This window comes from Modestobacter lapidis (genome assembly GCF_054780755.1).
In genome coordinates, this window is the sequence record NZ_BAAGVS010000021.1 from 27,085 (window position 1) to 46,540 (window position 19,456).

Annotated in this window: 20 protein-coding genes; 14 read left to right on the plus strand and 6 right to left on the minus strand. The window is 74.7% G+C overall.

Going from position 1 to position 19,456, the window contains the following annotated elements; genetic code table 11:
- Nucleotides 1-2 precede the first annotated feature (2 nt).
- The 3 genes from ACYVG5_RS17100 to purM all read left to right on the plus strand — a co-directional run bounded on the left by ACYVG5_RS17100 (nucleotide 3) and on the right by purM (nucleotide 3,472).
- A complete protein-coding gene (locus ACYVG5_RS17100; RefSeq protein ID WP_460683380.1) occupies nucleotides 3-617 on the plus strand; it encodes an MBL fold metallo-hydrolase in 615 nt (204 codons plus the stop codon).
- A 189-nt stretch (nucleotides 618-806) separates the two neighbouring features.
- The gene (gene purF, locus ACYVG5_RS17105) at nucleotides 807-2,372 is read left to right on the plus strand and encodes an amidophosphoribosyltransferase (RefSeq protein WP_222048850.1); all 1,566 of its coding nucleotides are present in this window, start codon (nucleotides 807-809) and stop codon (nucleotides 2,370-2,372) included.
- Entirely contained in the window at nucleotides 2,369-3,472 is a 1,104-nt protein-coding gene (purM, locus tag ACYVG5_RS17110) for a phosphoribosylformylglycinamidine cyclo-ligase (RefSeq protein ID WP_460683381.1), read from the plus strand. Before purF ends, purM begins: the two co-directional genes overlap by 4 nt.
- A gap of 190 nt (nucleotides 3,473-3,662) precedes the next feature.
- Here purM and ACYVG5_RS17115 read toward each other — a convergent pair whose 3' ends face one another.
- Together ACYVG5_RS17115 and ACYVG5_RS17120 are read right to left on the minus strand one after the other, a co-directional pair.
- On the minus strand, nucleotides 3,663-3,878 hold the full coding sequence (locus tag ACYVG5_RS17115) for a DUF3073 domain-containing protein (protein WP_222048851.1): 216 nt from the start codon (nucleotides 3,876-3,878) through the stop codon (nucleotides 3,663-3,665).
- 231 nt (nucleotides 3,879-4,109) lie between these two features.
- The gene (locus ACYVG5_RS17120; protein ID WP_222048895.1) at nucleotides 4,110-5,165 is read right to left on the minus strand and encodes a Glu/Leu/Phe/Val dehydrogenase dimerization domain-containing protein; all 1,056 of its coding nucleotides are present in this window, start codon (nucleotides 5,163-5,165) and stop codon (nucleotides 4,110-4,112) included.
- A 250-nt stretch (nucleotides 5,166-5,415) separates the two neighbouring features.
- On the opposite strand from ACYVG5_RS17120, the gene ACYVG5_RS17125 reads away from it, so the two are divergent.
- From ACYVG5_RS17125 to ACYVG5_RS17140, 4 genes are all read left to right on the plus strand, one after another.
- Entirely contained in the window at nucleotides 5,416-6,390 is a 975-nt protein-coding gene (locus ACYVG5_RS17125) for a sugar ABC transporter substrate-binding protein (protein WP_222048852.1), read from the plus strand.
- A gap of 122 nt (nucleotides 6,391-6,512) precedes the next feature.
- Nucleotides 6,513-7,448: an ABC transporter permease gene (locus ACYVG5_RS17130; protein ID WP_460683382.1), complete on the plus strand. Its 936-nt coding sequence runs from the start codon at nucleotides 6,513-6,515 to the stop codon at nucleotides 7,446-7,448.
- Entirely contained in the window at nucleotides 7,445-8,248 is an 804-nt protein-coding gene (locus tag ACYVG5_RS17135; RefSeq protein ID WP_222048853.1) for an ATP-binding cassette domain-containing protein, read from the plus strand. The genes ACYVG5_RS17130 and ACYVG5_RS17135 overlap by 4 nt, the downstream gene beginning before the upstream one ends.
- 123 nt (nucleotides 8,249-8,371) lie before the next feature.
- A complete protein-coding gene (locus tag ACYVG5_RS17140) occupies nucleotides 8,372-9,688 on the plus strand; it encodes a M23 family metallopeptidase (protein WP_222048854.1) in 1,317 nt (438 codons plus the stop codon).
- Nucleotides 9,689-9,697: 9 nt separating this feature from the next.
- Here ACYVG5_RS17140 and ACYVG5_RS17145 read toward each other — a convergent pair whose 3' ends face one another.
- Nucleotides 9,698-10,228: a hypothetical protein gene (locus ACYVG5_RS17145; protein ID WP_222048855.1), complete on the minus strand. Its 531-nt coding sequence runs from the start codon at nucleotides 10,226-10,228 to the stop codon at nucleotides 9,698-9,700.
- 61 nt (nucleotides 10,229-10,289) lie between these two features.
- Here ACYVG5_RS17145 and ACYVG5_RS17150 point away from each other — a divergent pair, with 61 nt between their 5' ends.
- The gene (locus ACYVG5_RS17150; RefSeq protein WP_222048856.1) at nucleotides 10,290-11,159 is read left to right on the plus strand and encodes an MBL fold metallo-hydrolase; all 870 of its coding nucleotides are present in this window, start codon (nucleotides 10,290-10,292) and stop codon (nucleotides 11,157-11,159) included.
- 10 nt (nucleotides 11,160-11,169) lie between these two features.
- Nucleotides 11,170-12,804 (plus strand): GMC family oxidoreductase, encoded by a 1,635-nt coding sequence (locus ACYVG5_RS17155; RefSeq protein ID WP_222048857.1) that lies wholly within the window; start codon nucleotides 11,170-11,172, stop codon nucleotides 12,802-12,804.
- 86 nt (nucleotides 12,805-12,890) lie between these two features.
- On the opposite strand, the gene ACYVG5_RS17160 is transcribed toward ACYVG5_RS17155, so the two are convergent.
- The 3 genes from ACYVG5_RS17160 to ACYVG5_RS17170 all read right to left on the minus strand — a co-directional run bounded on the left by ACYVG5_RS17160 (nucleotide 12,891) and on the right by ACYVG5_RS17170 (nucleotide 15,265).
- Nucleotides 12,891-13,103 carry a hypothetical protein gene (locus ACYVG5_RS17160; RefSeq protein WP_222048858.1) on the minus strand — a complete coding sequence of 71 codons (213 nt, stop codon included), beginning with the start codon at nucleotides 13,101-13,103 and terminating at the stop codon, nucleotides 12,891-12,893.
- Between the two features lie 161 nt (nucleotides 13,104-13,264).
- On the minus strand, nucleotides 13,265-14,437 hold the full coding sequence (locus tag ACYVG5_RS17165; protein WP_222048859.1) for a 4-hydroxybenzoate 3-monooxygenase: 1,173 nt from the start codon (nucleotides 14,435-14,437) through the stop codon (nucleotides 13,265-13,267).
- An 84-nt stretch (nucleotides 14,438-14,521) separates the two neighbouring features.
- Complete coding sequence (locus ACYVG5_RS17170; protein WP_460683383.1) at nucleotides 14,522-15,265, minus strand: IclR family transcriptional regulator; 744 nt, start codon at nucleotides 15,263-15,265, stop codon at nucleotides 14,522-14,524.
- Between the two features lie 105 nt (nucleotides 15,266-15,370).
- Between ACYVG5_RS17170 and pcaH the strand changes: the two genes are divergently transcribed.
- The 5 genes from pcaH (at nucleotide 15,371) to pcaC (ending at nucleotide 19,435) form a co-directional block, all read left to right on the plus strand.
- On the plus strand, nucleotides 15,371-16,138 hold the full coding sequence (pcaH, locus tag ACYVG5_RS17175) for a protocatechuate 3,4-dioxygenase subunit beta (protein WP_222048861.1): 768 nt from the start codon (nucleotides 15,371-15,373) through the stop codon (nucleotides 16,136-16,138).
- Nucleotides 16,139-16,220: 82 nt separating this feature from the next.
- Nucleotides 16,221-16,886, plus strand: a complete 666-nt coding sequence (pcaG, locus tag ACYVG5_RS17180) for a protocatechuate 3,4-dioxygenase subunit alpha (RefSeq protein WP_246630296.1) — start codon at nucleotides 16,221-16,223, stop codon at nucleotides 16,884-16,886.
- Between the two features lie 13 nt (nucleotides 16,887-16,899).
- On the plus strand, nucleotides 16,900-18,258 hold the full coding sequence (gene pcaB / locus ACYVG5_RS17185) for a 3-carboxy-cis,cis-muconate cycloisomerase (protein ID WP_460683384.1): 1,359 nt from the start codon (nucleotides 16,900-16,902) through the stop codon (nucleotides 18,256-18,258).
- On the plus strand, nucleotides 18,255-19,031 hold the full coding sequence (gene pcaD, locus ACYVG5_RS17190) for a 3-oxoadipate enol-lactonase (protein WP_222048862.1): 777 nt from the start codon (nucleotides 18,255-18,257) through the stop codon (nucleotides 19,029-19,031). The genes pcaB and pcaD overlap by 4 nt, the downstream gene beginning before the upstream one ends.
- Entirely contained in the window at nucleotides 19,028-19,435 is a 408-nt protein-coding gene (gene pcaC / locus ACYVG5_RS17195; RefSeq protein WP_222048863.1) for a 4-carboxymuconolactone decarboxylase, read from the plus strand. Before pcaD ends, pcaC begins: the two co-directional genes overlap by 4 nt.
- Nucleotides 19,436-19,456 lie beyond the last annotated feature (21 nt).

Consider the following 19,456-nt stretch of genomic DNA (forward strand, 5'->3'; position numbering starts at 1 on the left):
GCGTGCGCATCGACAAAGCGGTCATCAGCGGGGTCTTCAGCCTCGACGGGCAGGACTTCGACGTCGACAACAACGTCTGGCTGGTCGGCGACGACGACGAGGTCCTGGTTGTCGACGCCCCGCACCGGGCGGAGCCGATCATCGAGGCGATCGGTGGCCGGAAGGTCGCCGGGATCGTGCTGACCCACGGGCACAACGACCACATCACCGCCGCGGTCGCCCTGCGCGAGGCCGTGGACGCGCCGATCTGGTTCCACCCGGCCGACCGGATGCTGTGGGACATGGTCTACGGCGAGGTCCACCCGTCCGCGGTTCCGGACGCCGAGATCGCCGACGGCACCCGGTTCGCGGTGGCCGGCACGACGCTGCAGGCGCTGCACACCCCCGGCCACTCGCCGGGCAGCACCTGCCTACACGCCCCCGACCTGAACACCGTGTTCACCGGCGACACCCTGTTCTGCGGGGGCCCGGGCGCCACCGGCCGCTCGTTCAGCGACAAGCCGACCATCCTCAGCTCCATCCGGGGCCGGCTGCTGTCGTTGCACGGCGACACGGTGGTGCGTACCGGGCACGGCGACGACACCACCATCGCCGCCGAGGTGGGCAACATTGCTTGACCGTCACCCTCGCGGGCGACACCGCGGCCCGGTGCCACGACAGCCGAGCTGAGCCGCTGCCAGCAGTGACGGCGGGATCCTCCGGGCCCGCGCCGTCCCGGCTGAGGTCGCAAGCGGCCGTCCCGCCCGGGTGAGCGGAACCACCCGGGCGGGACGGTCGGCAACCCCCATCCCCGGTACGCTCGATGGGTGCCTCGCGGTGATGGACGGCTGACGCACGACCTCGACCCCTCTGAACCCGGCCCCCAGGACGCCTGCGGCGTCTTCGGCGTCTGGGCGCCGGGTGAAGAGGTCGCCAAGCTCAGCTACTTCGGCCTGTACGCCCTCCAGCACCGCGGGCAGGAGGCGGCCGGCATCGCGGTGTCCGACGGCTCGTCCGTCGTGGTCTTCAAGGATCTCGGCCTGGTCAGCCAGGTGTTCGACGAACCGACCCTGGGCAGCCTGCGCGGCCACATCGCCGTCGGGCACACCCGGTACTCGACCACCGGCGCCTCCACCTGGGAGAACGCCCAGCCCACGTTCCGCACCACGGACGCCGGCACCAGCCTGGCGCTGTGCCACAACGGCAACCTGGTGAACACCGCGGAGCTGGCCAGGGCCGCCGCCGACGAGGGCATCGCCGGGGCGTTCACCTCGACCACCGACTCCGACCTGATCACCTCCCTGATCGGCGCCCGCCAGGACCTCTCGGTCGAGGGCGCCGCGATGGAGGTGCTGCCCATGCTCCGCGGCGCCTTCAGCCTCACGTTCATGGACGAGAACACCCTCTACGCCGCCCGCGACCCGCAGGGCGTGCGCCCGCTGGTGCTCGGCCGGCTGGAGCGGGGCTGGGTCATCGCCTCCGAGACGGCGGCCCTGGACATCTGCGGCGCGTCGTTCGTCCGCGAGGTCGAGCCCGGCGAGCTGATCGCCATCGACGAGAACGGGCTGCGCTCGCAGCACTTCGCCCCGGCGGCACCCAAGGGCTGCGTCTTCGAGTACGTGTACCTGGCCCGCCCGGACACCACCATCTCCGGCCGCGGCGTGCACGCCGCCCGGGTCGAGATCGGCCGCCGGCTGGCCAGGGAGCACCCGGCCGACGCCGACCTGGTCATCCCGGTGCCCGAGTCCGGAACACCGGCCGCCGTGGGCTACGCGGAGGCCTCGGGCATCCCCTACGGGCTGGGCCTGGTCAAGAACTCCTACGTGGGCCGCACCTTCATCCAACCCTCGCAGACCATCCGCCAGCTGGGCATCCGGCTGAAGCTGAACCCGCTGCGCGACGTCATCCGCGGCAAGCGGCTCGTCGTCGTCGACGACTCGATCGTCCGCGGCAACACCCAGCGCGCGCTGATCCGGATGCTGCGGGAGGCGGGCGCGGTCGAGGTGCACGTGCGGATCTCCTCGCCGCCGGTGAAATGGCCGTGCTTCTACGGCATCGACTTCGCCAGCCGCGCCGAGCTGGTCGCCAACGGCCTGGACGTCGACGGGATCCGCGCCTCGATCAACGCCGACTCGCTGGGCTACGTCTCCGAGCAGGCCCTGATCGCGGCCACCGAGCAGCCGGCCAACCGGCTGTGCACCGCCTGCTTCACCGGCGAGTACCCCATTCCGCTGGGCGAGCCGGAGCTGCTGGGCAAGCACGTGCTGGACGGGATCGGCCGGCGGGCGATGTCCGACGCCGACGCCGCCCGGTCGGTGAGCGGGTGGACCGGTCAGCAGGCCGGCAGCCCGGCCCGGGCCGGCGGCGCCGACGACGCCCTCACCCGGCCGTGACCGGCTCGTCGTCCGGCGGTGACCAGCACCCCGCAGGCCGGGGGGAGCTGACCTACGCCGCCTCCGGGGTCGACATCGACGCCGGCGAGCGGGCGGTCACGCTGATGCGCTCGGCGGTGGAGCGGACCAACCGGCCCGAGGTGGTCGGCGGGCTCGGCGGCTTCGCCGGGCTGTTCGCGCTGGACACCGTCAAGTACCGCCGCCCGTTGCTGGCGTCGTCGACCGACGGCGTCGGCACCAAGATCGCGCTGGCCCGGATGCTCGACCGGCACGACACCGTGGGCATCGACCTGGTCGCCATGGTCGTCGACGACCTCGTCGCCTGCGGCGCGGAGCCGCTGTTCCTGCAGGACTACGTCGCCTGCGGCCGGGTGGTGCCCGAGCGGATCGCCGCCATCGTCACCGGCATCGCCGCCGGGTGCAGCGAGGCGGGCGCGGCGCTGGTGGGCGGCGAGACCGCCGAGCACGGCGACCTGATGGACGCAGACGAGTACGACCTGGCCGCCACGGCGGTCGGGGTCGTCGAAGCCGACGCCGTGCTGGGGCCGGAGCGGGTGCAGCCGGGCGACGCGGTGATCGCGATGGCGTCCTCCGGGCTGCACTCCAACGGCTACTCGCTGGTCCGCCGGGTCGTGGCGCGGGCCGGCCTGGACCTCACCGCCACCCCGGCCGGGCTGCACCGGTCGCTGGGGGAGGAGCTCCTCGAGCCGACCCGGATCTACGCGCTGTCCTGCCTGGCCCTCGTCGCCGAGCTCGGGGTGGAGCAGGTGCACGCCTTCGCGCACATCACCGGCGGCGGGCTCGCCGGCAACACCGCCCGCGTCGTTCCGGAGGGGCTGACCGCGGTGCTCGACCGCAGTACGTGGGAGCTGCCCCCGGTGGTCGGGCTGCTGGAGCAGCACGGGGTGCCCCGGGTGGAGTCCGAGCGGGCGTTCAACTGCGGCGTGGGCATGGTGGCCGCCGTCTCACCCGCGGTCGCCGGCCGCGCCGTGGCGCTGCTCAGCGCCCGCGGCATCCCGGCGTGGGTGGCCGGCACGGTCGACCGCACGCCCGACGGCGGGCAGACCGGCGCGCACCTGGTGGGCTCCTACCGCCGTTGAAAAAGGACCTCGTCCTCCTCATGCCTCGCAAGCTCGGCACGAGCCTCGGGACGAGGCCATCGTGGCTCAGGGTGAGCCTCTGGACGGGGCCGCTGGGAGCGGGGCCAGCTGGGGCCGGGGCGCGCGACGACACCGCCGCCCCCGGGTGGGAGCGGCGGTGTCGTCAAACTGGGCCGGAGAACTCAGCGGGTCAACGACTGGCAGCCCAGTCGTCGTCCGCGTCGTCGTCCGGCGCCCATCGATCGTCGATCGCGTCGTCGTCGTCGCTGGTGCCCCCGCGAGCGGGGAACGACGATGGCTGACCAGCGAGCTCACGCTGCAGAGCCGTGAGGTCGGTGTTGGGTGAGCTGTACTTGAGCTCACGGGCCACGCGTGTCTGCTTGGCCTTCGCTCGGCCGCGCCCCATCGGCTCGACCCCCTCGGTGACCGGGAAGGGGCGCCCAGCTCCGGGCTGGACGGCCCGTGCGGCGACCCCGACTGAGTGACTGTGTCCTGGGGCGAGCTTACGACACGTATCGGTCACGAGCACGCGTCCCTGCGCGCGGCCCCCCATCCGGAGGGCCCAGCGGCCCTGTCCGTGACCGGAGTCTCATCCGATCGGCCGTCGAGGGGCCCGCGATCCGGCCTCCGGGACCGGTCAGCGGGGGAGGCGGATCGTCGCCAGCCGGCCGACCGAGGCCATCCGCTCCTCGGCGAGCCGATCGGCGGCCACGGCGGGGGACACCCCCGCTGCGGCGGCGGCATCGAAGACCCGCAGCGCCACGTCGAAGATCGTGGTCGCCTTGGCCTCGGCCCTGGCGAAGGAGAACCCGTGCCGCTCGTCCTCGACCTGGATCACGCCACCGGCGTTCACCAGGTAGTCGGGGGCGTAGAGGATCCCGCGGTCGGCGAGCAGACCCGCCGTGCCCTCGTGGACCAGCTGGTTGTTCGCGCCGCCGCAGACGATCTCGGCGGGCAGGGCGGCCACCGTCTCGTCGTCCAGGGCGCCGCCCAGTGCGCAGGGCGCGTAGACGTCGTGCGGCGTCCGGACGAGGGCCGCGGTGTCCGCGACGGCGGTGACCTGCGGGTGCCGGGAGCGGACCCGTTGCACGGCCGCGGGGTCGACGTCGGTCACCGCGACCGTGGCGCCGTCGGCCACCAGCCGGTCGACCAGCCAGCTGCCGACCTTGCCCACCCCGGCCACGGCGACGGTCCGCCCGGCCAGCGTGGGGCCGCCCCAGCGGTGCTGGGCAGCGGCCCGCATGCCCTGGAAGACGCCGAACGCAGTCAGCACCGAGGAGTCGCCGCAGCCGCCGAAGGCCTCCGACCGGCCGTGCGCGAAGCGGGTTTCCCGGGCTACGACGTCCAGGTCGGCGTTGTACGTGCCGACGTCGCAGGCGGTGAGGTACCGGCCACCGAGGGCCTCCACGAAACGCCCGTAGGCGCGCAGCAGCGCCTCGGTCTTGTCCCGTCTCGGGTCGCCGATGATCACCGCCTTGCCGCCGCCGAGGTCGAGCCCGGCGAGGCTGTTCTTGTAGGCCATCGCCCTGGACAGCGCCAGCGCGTCGGTAACGGCGGCCTCCTCCGAGGCGTAGGGGAAGAACCGCGTGCCGCCGAGGGCCGGGCCGAGCGCGGTCGAGTAGATAGCGATCACCGCCCGCAGACCGGAGGCCTCGTCGGAGCAGAAGACGACCTGTTCGTGCCCGGAGCCCATCACGTCCACGGGAGGAGCCTAGGTGCGCTCCTCCCGTTCGGTCGTCCACACCGGCGGCACCGGCACCGGGAACGCGGGTTGCGGCGAGGAGGTCCCTGGTCCCTGAGCCGGGGCGGGCGGGCATGATCAGGGCCGACGTACATGCCGGGCGGGAGCCGGTGCCGCACACTCCGTCCGGGGCCCGGGACCACGGTCGCCGGGCGGACCACCGGGCGCGGCGCCGGTCGCCGACACAGGAGGACACGCAACGATGGCTGGACCCAAGCGGCTGCTCGCACTCGCACTGGCGGCGCCCCTGCTCCTCTCCGCCTGCTCCGGCGGCGACGGCGGTGGCGGCGGTGGCGGTACCGGCGACGATCTGGCCGGCGACCTCAGTTTCGCCGTGGTCACCCACGGTTCGGCCGGCGACGCCTTCTGGGACGTGGTCAAGAACGGCGCCCAGGCCGCCGGCGAGGATCTCGGGATCGACGTCGACTACCAGAGCGACGGCGACCCGCAGCGCCAGTCGCAGCTGATCGACGCCGCGATCAACGAGCAGGTCGACGGGCTCGTCGTCTCGATGGCCAACCCCGACGCGGTGCAGGACTCGATCGAGACGGCCGTGGCGGCCGGGATCCCGGTGGTCACCATCAACTCCGGCGCGGAGCGGTCGGCGGAGTTCGGGGCGATCGGGCACGTCGGGCAGGACGAGGTCATCGCCGGGCGCGGGGCCGGGCAGCGGCTGGCCGCCGACGGCGCCACGAACGTGCTCTGCGTCGTCCACGAGGCGGGCAACATCGGGCTCGAGCAGCGGTGCGAGGGCGCATCCCAGGGCCTGGGCACCCCCGTGCAGCTCGTGCAGGTGGACATCAACGACCTGCAGGCCGCCCAGTCGACGATCACCTCCCAGCTGCAGGGCGACTCGCAGGTCGACGCCGTCCTCACGCTGAACTCCGCGGTCGCCTCGGTCGCCGCCGCGGCGGTCTCCGACGCCGGCTCCGATGCCGAGGTCGCCACGTTCGACCTGAACAGTGACGTGATCGCCGGCATCCAGGACGGCACCATCTCCTTCGCGGTGGACCAGCAGCAGTACGAGCAGGGCTACCTGCCGATCGTCATGCTCAAGCTGTACGTCGAGAACCTGAACACCGTCGGTGGCGGGCAGCCGGTGCTGACCGGCCCGGGGATCGTGGACAGCTCGAACGTCGACGAGATCGCCGACCTGTCCTCGGCCGGTACCCGCTGAGCGCGGTCTCCCAGGCGCCGGCCGCCCCACCGGCGCGGGCGGACGAACGACTGGCGACCACCGGGCTCTGGCGGCGCCTGCTGGTCAAGCCCGAGCTGGGTTCGCTGATCGGCGCCGTCGTCGTGTTCGCGTTCTTCGCCGTCCTGTCCGAGGACTTCCGGTCCCCGGGCGGGGTGGCCAACTGGCTCGACCCGGCCTCGACGCTGGGCATCATGGCCGTCGCGGTGGCGCTGCTGATGATCGGCGGCCACTTCGACCTCTCGGCCGGCGTGATGACCGGGACGACGGCGCTCACCGTGGGCGTCGCCACCGGCCAGTGGGGGTGGAACATCTGGGCGGCCATCGCCGCGGCGCTGGCGCTCGCGCTGGCGATCGGCTTCGCCAACGGCTGGCTGGTGACCCGCACGGGGCTGCCCAGCTTCATCATCACCCTCGGCACGTTCCTGATGCTGCAGGGGCTGAACCTGGGGCTGACCAAGGCCTTCACCGGCACGGTGGTGGCCGGGGGCATCGCCTCGGCGCCCGGGTACGCCGCCGCGGAGGCCGTCTTCGCCTCGCGGTTCACCATCGCCGGCGCGCAGTTCCGGGTGGCGGTGCTGTGGTGGCTGCTGATCACCGTGCTGGCCAGCTACGTGCTGCTGAGGACGCGCTTCGGCAACTGGGTGTTCGCCACCGGGGGTGACCCGGTGGCCAGCCGCAACGTCGGCGTCCCGGCCCGGCGGACGACGATCACGTTGTTCATGACCACCGCCGCGGCCGCCTGGCTGGTCGGCACGATCCTCGCCGTCCGGCTGACCTCGGTGCAGGCGAACACCGGCACCGGCAACGAGCTGATCTACATCGTGGCGGCGGTGATCGGCGGGTGCCTGCTCACCGGCGGGTTCGGCTCGGCGGTCGGAGCCTCGCTGGGGGCGCTGATCTTCGGGATGACGCAGTTGGGCATCCCGTACCTGGACTGGGACGCCGACTGGTTCTACTTCTTCCTCGGCGCGATGCTGCTGCTCGCGGTGCTGGCCAACCGGCTGGTGCGCCGCTACGCCGAGGCGGCCCGGCGATGAGCGGGGGCGCGCCGGCCGGCACACCGCTGCTGGAGCTGCGCGGCATCGGCAAGGACTACGGCTCGGTCATCGCGCTGGACGGCATCTCGACCAGCGTGCGCGCCGGGGAGGTCACCTGCGTGCTGGGCGACAACGGCGCCGGCAAGTCCACCCTGATCAAGGTGTTGGCCGGGGTGCACCGCCCGACCCGCGGCGAGCTGCTGCTCGACGGGCGGCCGGTGAGCTTCTCCGCCCCCCGCGAGGCGCTCGACGCCGGCATCGCGACGGTCTACCAGGACCTGGCGATGATCCCGCTGATGTCGATCTGGCGGAACTTCTTCCTGGGGTCGGAGCCGACCACCGGGTGGGGCCCGTTCCGCCGCTTCGACAGCGTGACGGCCAAGGAGGTCACCCGCCGCGAGCTCGCCGCGATGGGGATCGACATCCGCGACCCCGATCAGCCGGTGGGCACGCTGTCCGGCGGCGAGCGCCAGTCGGTGGCCATCGCCCGGGCGGTGCATCTCGGTGCGCGGGTGCTGATCCTCGACGAGCCGACGTCCGCGCTGGGGGTGCGGCAGGCCGGCGTCGTGCTGCGGTACATCGCCCAGGCGCGCGACCGGGGCCTGGGCGTGGTCTTCATCACCCACAACCCGCACCACGCGCACCCGGTGGGTGACCGCTTCCTGCTGCTCAACCGCGGCCGGAGCATGGGCGACTTCGCGAAGGGCGAGGTCGGCCGGGACGAGCTGACCACCATGATGGCCGGCGGCCAGGAGCTCACCGAGCTGGCCGAGGAGCTGGAGCGCCCGCCGGGATCCTGAGCCCCGGACGGTGCAGTTCCACATCGGCGACCACTGCGCCGCGTGTTGCCTTTGTTACTCCTGGTGATTCCTGGGACAGTCGCGGAGCTCATCCATCCGCCCCTCTTCCCCAGGGAGCGACCCATGCCGCAGCGTCTGCTGCGCCCGCCTCCAGCCCGTCCGGGCCCGGGTCGGCGACCGTCCCGGAGCCTGGCCGGCGCGATCGCCGCCCTGCTCGCCGGCGCCCTCCTCGTGGTGGGCGCCGCACCCGCCTCGGCCGACCCGGCCAACCCCAGTGACGGCGAGCTGGACCAGGCCGCCACCGCCCAGCAGGCCGCCGCCGCGGAGGTGGACCGGATCACCGGGCTCCTCACCGCGGCCGAGCTGCAGCTGGAGCAGGTGCAGGTGCAGGCCGAGGCCGCCGGCACCGCGTACCTGGCTGCCGAGGAGGAGCGGCAGCTGGCCGAGGCGGCGGCTGCCGCGGCGGCCCGGGACCTGCAGCTGGCCGCGGACGCCGTCGTCGCGTCCCAGTCACGGATCCGGGACTTCTCCCGGGACACGTACATGAACGGCAGCGCGCTGACCAGCGAGCTGGCATTGCTGGACGTCGACGGGCCGGCCGAGCTGGTGCAGAAGGCGGCGATGCTGCAGTACGTCGCCGACCACCAGCTCGACGTGCTGGGACAGCTGGAGGGCGCCCAGGTGCGGCAGGCCGAGGCCGAGGCCGCCGCGCGGAGCACCCGCGACGAGAAGGCGGCCGCCGAGCAGCGGGCCGCGGCCGCGAAGACCGCCGCCGACGCCCAGGTGGCGGCCTCGGCGGCCGCGTTCGCCGCGGTGGACGCGCAGAAGGCGGCCTACGACCAGCAGCTGCAGGACGCCCAGGTGCGCCTGCTGGAGCTGCAGGGCGCCCGCAACGCCTATCAGCAGTGGCTCGCCCAGAAGCGGGCCGAGGAGGAGGCGGCGGCCGAGGCGCAGCGGCGCGCGGACGCCGCGGCGGCCGCGGCGGCCAGCCGCGCGGTCACCGCCGGCAGCCGGTCCACCACCGCGTCGTCCGCGGGGTACGTCCGCCCCACCAGCGGCAGGATCACCAGCTGCTTCGGTGCCCGCTGGGGGGTCACGCACTTCGGCGTGGACATCGCCGCCCCGGTCGGCACCCCGGTCTACGCGGCCACGTCGGGGACCGTGCAGCGCGCGGGCGCGGCCACCGGCTTCGGGCTGGCCGTCTACATCCGCGGCGACGACGGGGCGATCACCGTCTACGGGCACGTCAACGAGTACTACGTGTCGGTCGGGGAGCGGGTCTCGGCCGGCGAGCAGATCGCCGAGGTCGGCAACCGCGGCCAGTCAACCGGTCCGCACCTGCACTTCGAGGTCCACCCCGGTGGGGGCATGTACAGCGGGCAGGTCAACCCGGTGCCGTGGCTGCGGGCCCGCGGCGTCCCGATGGAGCGCTGCGGCTGAGCGTCCGGATCAGCTGCTCGGCGCGGTGGTGGGCGTTCCGGTCGCGGCGTTGTCGCAGTTGGTGGTGAGGAAGTCCTCGACGGCCCGCTGCGGCTCGGCGGTGTCGTTCTGGAACGTCGTGACGGCGCCCTGGACCTCGGCCTGCCCCTCGGGAGTGGTGACGTCGGTGCCGGCCACGGCGTCGCGCAGGCCGGTGAGGCTCTGCTGCAGCGCGGACCAGTCGGCGCTGATCTCCGCCGGCGGCTCGACCTGGTCGAACGCGGTGACGATCTGGTCGAACGCGGCGCCGACGTCGGCCGGCGCGGTGGGGGAGCCGAATGCGTCGGCCACCCCGGTGAAGGCGGCCTCGGCCTCGGCGCAGAAGGCCTGCACGTCCTCCTCGGACGTGGCCGTGGACTCCGCGGTGGAGCCGGCGGGCGTCGACGCACCGGCCGACGGCGCGGCGTCCGGCTCCTCGTCGGACCCGCCGCAGCCGGTGAGCAGCAGGACGGCGGCGGTCGCGGACAGACCGGCCCGGAGGACGGTCGCGGATGGGCGCATGGCCACACGTTATCGGCCGGCGGAGGAGGGTGCCGGGCGCTGCGCGGCTAGCCTGCCGGACGTGACCGCCCCCGTGGACCCCCGCACCGGCTGGGACCTGCCCGCTCCCGGCGCGATGTCGCCGACCGCCGACCTGGAGCCCCTGGCGACCCGGGTGCTGGCACCGAACCCGTCCGGGATGACGCTGGACGGCACCAACACCTACGTGGTCGGCGCGCCGGGCAGTGGTCAGGCGGTGGTCGTCGACCCCGGACCGGCGGACGACGCCCACCTCGCCGCCGTCGAGTCGGTGCTCGCCGCCCGGGACGCCCGGGTGGTGGCCGTGCTGGTCACCCACCACCACGGCGACCACGCGGCGGCCGCTGCGCCGTGGGGCCGCCGCTTCGGCGCCCCGGTCGCGGCGGCGGACCCGGCGGTGGCCGGCCCGGGCGGGCGGGTGCTGGCGGCCGGGGACACCGTGACGCTGTCCGGCACCGCGCTGGGCGTCGTCGCCACCCCGGGGCACACCCGCGACCACCTGGCCTTCCGGCTGGAGTCCGGCGCGGTGCTGGTCGGTGACCACGTGCTGGGGCGGGGCACCTCGGTGGTCACCCATCCCGAGGGCGACGTGCTCGCCTACCTCGAGTCGCTGCGCCGGGTGCACGACCTCGGCCCCTCGGCGCTGTACTGCGGGCACGGCCCCGAGCTCACCGAGGACCCGCTGGCGGTGCTGGACTTCTACCTCGCGCACCGGGCCCATCGGGAGGCGCAGCTGCTGGACCTGCTCGCCGGCGGGGCGCGCACCGTCGAGGAGCTGGTGGCCACCGTGTACGCCGCCGTGCCGCGGGAGGTGTGGCCGGCCGCGGCCCAGTCGACGCGGGCGACGCTGGCCAAGCTGGTCAGCGAGCAGCGCGTCGTGCCGGGTGCGGCGGGGATGTTCCGGCTCGCCTAGCGTCGGCCCCGTGGCCGCGGCGGAGCACTGGGACGTCGTCGTGGTGGGCGCGGGCTCGGCCGGGTGCGCGCTCGCCGCCCGGCTCGTCGACGCCGGCCGGCGGGTCCTGGTGCTGGAGGCCGGCGCCGACCACCGGGCCGTCGACGACTTCCCGGCCGTCCTGCGCGACGTGGCGACCCTCGGCGCGGCCACGCCGGGCCACCCCGCCAACTGGACCTACACCGGCCTGCTCGCCGAGGACGTGCGGTACCCGGTGGTCCGCGGCCGCGGGGTCGGCGGGTCGAGCGCGATCAACGGCACCTACTTCGTCCGCGGCACCCCGGCCGACTTCGACGGCTGGGCCGCCGAGGGGAACGACCTGTGGTCCTACGACCGGGTGCTCCCGGCGTTCCGGCGGTCGGAGGCCGATGCGGACTTCGGGAACCGGCCCGGGCACGGCGCCGACGGGCCGGTCCCGGTCACCCGGCCGGTGCCCGACCACCCCGTGGTCGACGCCTTCGCCGCGGCCTGCGCGGAGCTCGGCTTCCGCGCCGAGCCGGACAAGAACGCCGGCGCGGAGCCGGGCCACGGGCCGATCCCGGTGAACGTCCGCGACGGGGTGCGGATGAACGCCGCGATGGCCTACCTGTCGCCGCGCCGCGGCCACCCGGGGCTGAGCGTGCGCGGCGACACCAGGGTGACCGGGGTGGTGGTCGAGGGCGGCCGGGCGGTCGGCGTCCGGACGGCGGCGGGCGTCGTGCGGGCCGACGAGGTCGTCCTGGCAGCAGGTGCGGTGGGCTCGCCGCACCTGCTGCTGCTGTCGGGGATCGGGCCGGCCGCGCAGCTGCGGGCGGCCGGGGTGCCGGTGCTGGTCGACCTCCCCGGGGTCGGTGCCGAGTTCAGCGACCACCCGGACCTCTACGTGACCTGGCAGCCCCGCCGCCGGCTGCCCACCCCGCGCGGCCTGCCGCCGCTGGCGACCGCCCTGAACACCCCGGCCGAGGGCTCGCCGGCGCACGGCGACCTCGAGGTGATGCCGTGGCTCAAGCCGTTCGGCAAGGTGCTGGTCGACCGGTCGGAGGGGTCGGCGCTGGGCGGCGTCGCCGAGACCCTCCGCCATCCCGGAGCCGTGCTCCGTGCGCTCCGTGGGGCATCCCTGCACCGGCTGCTCGACCAGGCGCGGCGCCGGGACGACCTGTACCTGGCGGTGGCGCTGCAGCAGGAGGACAGCCGCGGGAGCCTGACGCTGACCAGCGCGGACCCGCTCGTCCAGCCGCGGCTGGAGTACCGCTACCTGACGGTGGGGTCCGACCGCCGGCGGATGCGGGAGGTGGTGCGGCTCGCGGCCGAGCTGCTGCGCACTCCCGGGTTCGCCCCGCTGGTCGCCGGGCGCACCGGCCTGCCCGACGACGTGCTGGCCGACGACCGGGAGCTGGACCGCTGGACCCGCCGGCACCTGGCCACCGCCATCCACCTGGCCGGCACCGCCCGGATGGGGCCCGACGGCGACCCCGGGGCGGTCGTCGACCAGCGCCTGCGCGTCCGGGGTGTCGAGGGGCTGCGGGTGGTGGACACCTCGGTGATGCCCCGGGTGACCTCGCGGGGCCCGGCCGCGACCGCGGTGATGATCGGCGAGCGCGCGGCGGAGCTGATGACCGGCGGCTGAGCGCCGCGCGTAGGCACCTCCTGCCTCCGGCCCGCTCCAGGGGCCCGGCCCGAGCTTGCGAGGGTTGGGGAGGAGCGGGTCCTTCTTCAGCGGACCGCGCGGATGTCCGTGCTGGTGTTGGACAGCGGCGACCAGGCGTCCGGGTGCTTCTCGCCGGTGTCCACCACCCAGGACGGCGTGCGGGTGGCCGTGGTGGCGCCGCGCTTCTCCGTGGGTCGGGCGCTCAGGCTCACGATCAGGGCGAGGAGCACGAGCAGCCCGACGAGCACGCCGGCGATGACCAGGAGTGTCGACAACATGACGTGGAAGTTAGTGGTGCGAACTGGTCCGTGTCAGCGACGCACGGCGGGCAGAAGTACCCAACCTGGACGTGGCAGTCGGGAGAGTCTGCCAGTTGACGGCGCCCGGAGGAATCCGCTGGGGGACGCCCTCGGCGGAAGTGGCCAGTTCGCCGGCCGGCTCAGCGGTCGATCGGCAGGCCGGTGTAGTTCTCCGCGAGCTCGCGTGCGGCGGCCTCGGACGAGCAGACCCGGCGCAGCTGCGACAACTGCAGCTCGGCGTCGAAGTCGTCGCCGGAGGTGTGCAGCATCGAGGTCATCCACCACGAGAAGTGCGTGCAGCGCCAGACCCGGGCCAGCGCGCGGTCGGAGTAGCTGTCGACCAGGTCGGTCCGGTGCTCGGCGAGCAGCCGGACGAGCGCCTCGGCCAGCAGCGTGACGTCGGCGACGGCCAGGTTGAGGCCCTTCGCGCCGGTCGGCGGCACGATGTGCGCGGCGTCCCCGGCCAGGAACAGCCGGCCGCGGCGCATCGGCGCGCTGACGAAGGAGCGCATGGGCAGGATCGACTTCTCGGTCACCGGCCCGGTCTGCAGCGTCCACCCGTCGATCCCGAGCCGGGTGGAGAGCGCCGCCCAGATCCGGTCGTCGGACCACTCCCCGATCTGCTCGGCGGGGTCGACCTGGATGTAGAGCCGGGAGACCGACGGTGACCGCATCGACAGCAGGGCGAAGCCGTCGGGGTGCCAGGCGTACACGAGCTCGTCGGCCGACGGCGCGACGTCGGCCAGGATGCCCAGCCAGGCGAAGGGGTAGGTGCGCTCCCACACCCGGCCGTCCGTGCCGGCGGTGACCAGCGGGCGGGACACCCCGTGGAAGCCGTCGGTGCCGGCGACCACGTCGCAGTCCAGCACCTGGGCGACCCCGTCGGCGTCGGTGAACCGGATCCGCGGGGAGTCGCCGTCGACGTCCTCCGGGGTGACGTCGGAGACGCCGAACAGCAGCGGCGGGCCGTCGTCCAGCTGGGCGGCGATCAGGTCCTTGGTGACCTCGGTCTGCCCGTACACCCACACCTTGCGCCCGCACAGCTCCTCGAAGTCGAGGTGGTGCCGGGTGCCCGGGTACTGCAGGTGGATGCCGTCGTGCGGCAGGCCCTCGCGGTCGAGGCGGGCGCCCATCCCGGCGTCGCGCAGGGTCTGCACGGTGTGCTGCTCGAGGATGCCGGCGCGGATCCGGGCCTCCACGTAGTCGCGGGACCGGTTCTCCAGCACGACCGTGTCCACGCCCTGCAGCTGGAGCAGCCGCGAGAGCAGCAGTCCGGCGGGCCCGGCGCCGATGATCCCCACCTGAGTACGCATCGGCCGAGTGTGACCCGGGCTGCCGGGGGTGGCGAGCACGCCCTTCCACTCAACGGAATCGGAACCGGGCGGCGTCCCCGCCGGTCAGCGGAACTCCGCCGCCCGCGCCAGGGCCCGGCCGATGCCGCGCGCCGCGACCTGCAGGACCGGTACCAGCCGTGCGGTGTCCCGGCGGTGCACCGGGACGACGATGCCCAGCGCGGCGGCGACCACCGGGCCGGTCGGCCTCTCCACCGTCACCGGGACGGCGACCGAGGTGGCGCCCAGGGACATCTCCTCCGAGGTGCGCGCGGCCCCGCGCCGCCGGACGTCGGCCAGCTCCCGGGACAGCACCCGCGGGTCGACGACGCTGTGCCGGGTCTCCCGGGTGAGGCTGCGCAGCGTCTGCTCGAGGACGTCGTCGGGCGCGGCGGCCAGCAGCACCTTGCCGACCCCGGTGGCGTGCAGCGGCAGCCGGCTGCCCACCTGGCTGACCACCGGCACCGACTCCCGGCCGGAGATGCGCTCGACGTACAGCGCCCGCAGCCCGTCGCGGACCGCCAGGTGCACGGTGTCCCGGGTCGCGGTGTGCACGTCGAGCAGGAACGGGGCGGCGACCTGCCGCAGCTCCAGCTGGACCGGGGCGAGGAGGCCGAGGTCCCACAGCTTGCGGCCGATCTCGTAGCGGCCGTCCGGCCGGCGGGACAGCGCCCCCCAGGCGACCAGCTCCGCGAGCAACCGGTGCGTGGTGGTCAGCGGGGTGCCCGACCGCTCGGCCACCTCGGACAGCGTCAGGCGGGGGTGGGTGCTGGCGAAGGCGTCCAGCACGCCCAGCGCGCGCGAGGTCACCGACCTGCCCGCTGCGGTGGCGCCGCCGGCCACTCGGCACCTGCCTTCTGTTCAGTGGAAGTCGAAGCTGTCGCAGGGTAGTCCCGGCGTCGTACCTTCTCCGGCATGACCGGGACCACATCGCGGGAGCCGCGACCGCCGTCGGAGAGCGCGCTGATCCTGCCGCACTACCTGCGCGAGGCCGAGGAGCGACGGACGCCCGTCGGCTACCCGGGCTACCGCAGCACCGCCCTGCGGGCCCCGCTGCGCACGCCGGTCGACCTGCCGCAGCGGCTCACCGAGGTCACCGGTCCCGTCCTCGGTCAGGACCGGGTGACCGCGGCCGACGCCGACCTCACCCTGCGCAGGGGCGGCGAGGCGCAGGGCCAACGGATCTTCGTGTTCGGGCGGGTGCTCGACAGCGACGGCCGGCCCGTGCCGGACGCCCTGGTGGAGGTGTGGCAGGCCAATGCCGCCGGCCGCTACCGGCACGTGGGCGACAACTGGCCGGCCCCGCTCGACCCGCACTTCGACGGCCTGGGCCGGGTGATCACCGACGGCCTGGGCCGCTACGAGTTCACCACCATCAAGCCCGGGGCCTATCCGTGGGGCAACCACCACAACGCCTGGCGCCCGGCGCACATCCACTTCAGCCTGTTCGGCTCGGCGTTCACCCAGCGCCTGGTCACCCAGATGTACTTCCCGGGCGACCCGCTGTTCGAGCAGGATCCGATCTACAACTCGATCCCGGCGTCGGCCCGGCACCGCGCGATCAGCACGTTCGACCTGGACCGCACCCAGGACAACTGGGCGCTGGCCTTCCGCTGGGACATCGTGCTGCGGGGCAGCGGGCAGACGCCCTTCGAGACCGACGACGATGGGGACGTCGCGTGAGCGACGGGCGAGGGAGCATCGCAGTGAGCGCCAGCGAACGAGGAGCGGATCGAGTCCGGAGCCACGCCGGAGGTGTGGCCTGATGGACCGACACTTCTCCCGGCAGGTGCTGGACGCCGACGAGAGCAACGACCGGTACGAGGGGATGCCGCGGCGCGGCTCGGGCTTCCTGGACGAGCCGCTCCGGCGGGGCACGACCCCCAGTGCGACGGTGGGGCCCTACCTGGCCATCGGGCTCACCTGGGCCGACGGCCCCGACGTCGTCCCCGAGGGCACCGAGGGCGCGGTCTGGCTGCGCGGCCGGGTCCTCGACGGCAACGGCCACCTGGTGCCGGACGCCATGATCGAGACCTGGCAGGCCGACCCGGACGGCGGGTTCGACCACCCCGACGCCCCGCAGGGCGCGCGCCGGTTCCCCGGGTTCCGCGGCTTCGGGCGCTCGCACACCGTGCAGCCGCCCGGGGAGTACGGGATCCGCACGCTCAAGCCCGGCCGGGTGCCCGACGGCAAGGGGGGCCTGCAGGCGCCGCACGTCGACGTCTCGCTGTTCGCCCGCGGCCTGCTCGACCGCGTGGTCACCCGGATCTACTTCGGTGATGAAGCGGCGGCCAACGCGGAGGACGACGTCCTGCAGCGGCTGCCCGACGACGCCGCGCGGCGGACGCTGATCGCCCGGCCCACCGCGGACGGGTACCTGCTCGACTTCCACCTCCAGGGCGAGGACGAGACCGTCTTCTTCGCCCTGTGAGCGGGCCGGCGCTGTGACGGGCCTGCTCGACGGCACGTTCGCCCGCGGCCCGGTGGCCGGGGCCGTCGGCGGCGACGCGTGGCTGCACGCGTTGCTGGCAGCCGAGGCCGCCCTGGCCCGGGCCGCCGCCCGGGTGGGACTGGTGGCCGGGACAGCGGCCGACGAGGTGGCCGAGGTCTGCGCGCAGCCGGCCCGGCTCGACCTCCCGACGGTGTACCGGAAGGCCGCCGACGCGGGGAACCCCGTCCCGCCGCTGGTGCGTGCCCTGCAGGACGCGGTCGGCCCGCATGCCGCCCGCGCCGTGCACGTGGGCGCCACCAGCCAGGACGTCGTCGACACCGCGGCGATGCTGCTGTCCCGGCGCGCACTGACGCTGCTGGACGCCGAGCTGTCCGCGGCCGCGGCCTCGTGTGCCGCACTGGCCGCCGCGCACCGCGACGACGTGCTGATCGGCCGCACCCTGATGCAGCAGGCGCTGCCGGTGACCGTCGGGCTCAAGGTCGCCACCTGGCTGGCCGGGCTGGACGGCGTCCGCGCCCGGCTGGACACCGTCGCCGGGGCGCTGCCGGTCCAGTACGGCGGCGCCGTCGGCACCCTGGCCGCCAGCTCCGGGTCGGGGGTGGACCTGCGCCGAGCGTTCGCCGCCGAGCTCGGCCTGTCGAGCACCGACGTCCCCTGGTTCACCGTCCGGTTGCCGATCGCCGACCTCGCCGGCCTGCTCGGCGCCGCCGCCGGGGTGGTCGCCACCATCGCGCTGGACGTCGTGCTGCTGGCCCAGACCGAGGTGGCGGAGGTGGCCGAGGTGGCCCCCGGCCGCGGTGGTTCCTCGGCGATGCCGCACAAGAACAACCCGGTCGCGGCGATCTCCGCCCGCGCCTGCGCCCGCCGCGCGCCCGGGCTGGTCGCCACCCTGCTGGCCGCCATGGAGCAGGAGCACGAGCGGGGGGCGGGCACCTGGCACGCCGAGTGGCCCACGCTCACCGAGCTGCTGTCGACCGTCGGGTCCGCGGTGTCCTGGCTGGCCGAGTCGCTGTCGGTGCTCCGCTGGGACACCGTCCGGATGGCGGCCACCGTCTCCGCCGCCGCCGACCCGCAGCTGGCCGGCGCGCTCGCCGAGGCGCTGGCCCCCGCGCTGGGCGCCGGTCCCGCACACGAGGCCGCCGCCGACGCGGTCCGGGCCGCCGCGGCGTCCGGGCGCCGGTTGGCCGACGTCGTCCCGGAGGTGCTGGCCGCTCATCCCGGGGTGGACGCCGCGGCCGTGCTGGCCGGCTCCGCGCCGGACGTCGGTGAGGCCGGCGCGCAGGTCGACGCCGCCCTCGCCAGCCACGTCGTCGCCGTCCAGGGCGACCCGATCCAGGAGGCCGCTCCGTGACCGCCATCCCCGTGCACGCCGTCGTCGAGGGGCCGGACGACGCCCCGGTCCTGGTGCTGTCCAACTCGCTGGGGGCCGACCTGGCCATGTGGGACCCCCAGCTGCCCGCGCTCTCCGAGCTCTTCCGGGTGGTCCGCTACGACACCCGCGGGCACGGCCGCTCGCCGGTGCCCGGCGGCGACTCGACCATCGACGACCTCGCCGACGACGTCGTCGCGCTGCTCGACCGGCTCGGCGTCGAGACCGCGCACGTGGCCGGGCTGTCCGTCGGCGGCATGACGGCGCTGCGGCTGGCCGTGCGCGAGCCGCAGCGGGTGGCCACCCTGGCGGTGCTGTGCAGCTCGGCGTACACCGGCAACGAGCAGAGCTGGCGGGACCGGGCGCACACCGCGCGGACCGAGGGCACCGGCGCGCTGGCCGACGCCGTCGTCGGCCGCTGGTTCACCCCCGGCTACGCCGCCGCGCACCCCGACCTGGTCGCCCGGATGCGCGCCACCATCGCCGGCACTCCCGACGAGGGCTACGCCAGCTGCTGCGCGGCCATCGGCGGCATGGACCAGCGCGCCGACCTGGGCTCGATCACCGCTCCCACGCTGGTCGTCTCGGGGGCGGAGGACCCGGCGCTTCCGCCCGACCACCAGCAGCTCATCGCCGACGGCATCCCCGGGGCCCGGCTGCTCACCGTCTCGCCCGGTGCCCACCTGGCCAACATCGAGCGGGCCGGCCAGGTCACCGACGCCCTGATCTCCCACGCCACCGGAGGCACCCGATGACCGACCCTGCGCCGTTGACCACCGACGACGAGCGCCGCGCCGCGGGCATGCGGGTGCGCCGGGAAGTGCTGGGCGACGCGCACGTCGACCGGGCGGTCGCCGCGGTCACGCCGCTCACCGCCGACTTCCAGGATTTCATCACCCGGGTGGCCTGGGGCGACCTGTGGCAGCGGCCCGGGCTGGCCCGCCGGGAGCGGAGCATGCTCACCCTGGCGATCACCGCGGCGCTGCGGCACTGGGACGAGTTCGCGCTGCACGTGAAGGCCGCGGTGCACAACGGGCTCACCGACGAGGAGATCGCCGAGGTGTGCCTGCACACCGCCGTCTACGCCGGTGTCCCGGCGGCCAACCACGCCCTCGCGGTCGCCAGGCCGATCCTGGCCGAGCTGCGGGCCCAGGCCTGAGGCCGTCCGGTCGTCCTGGTG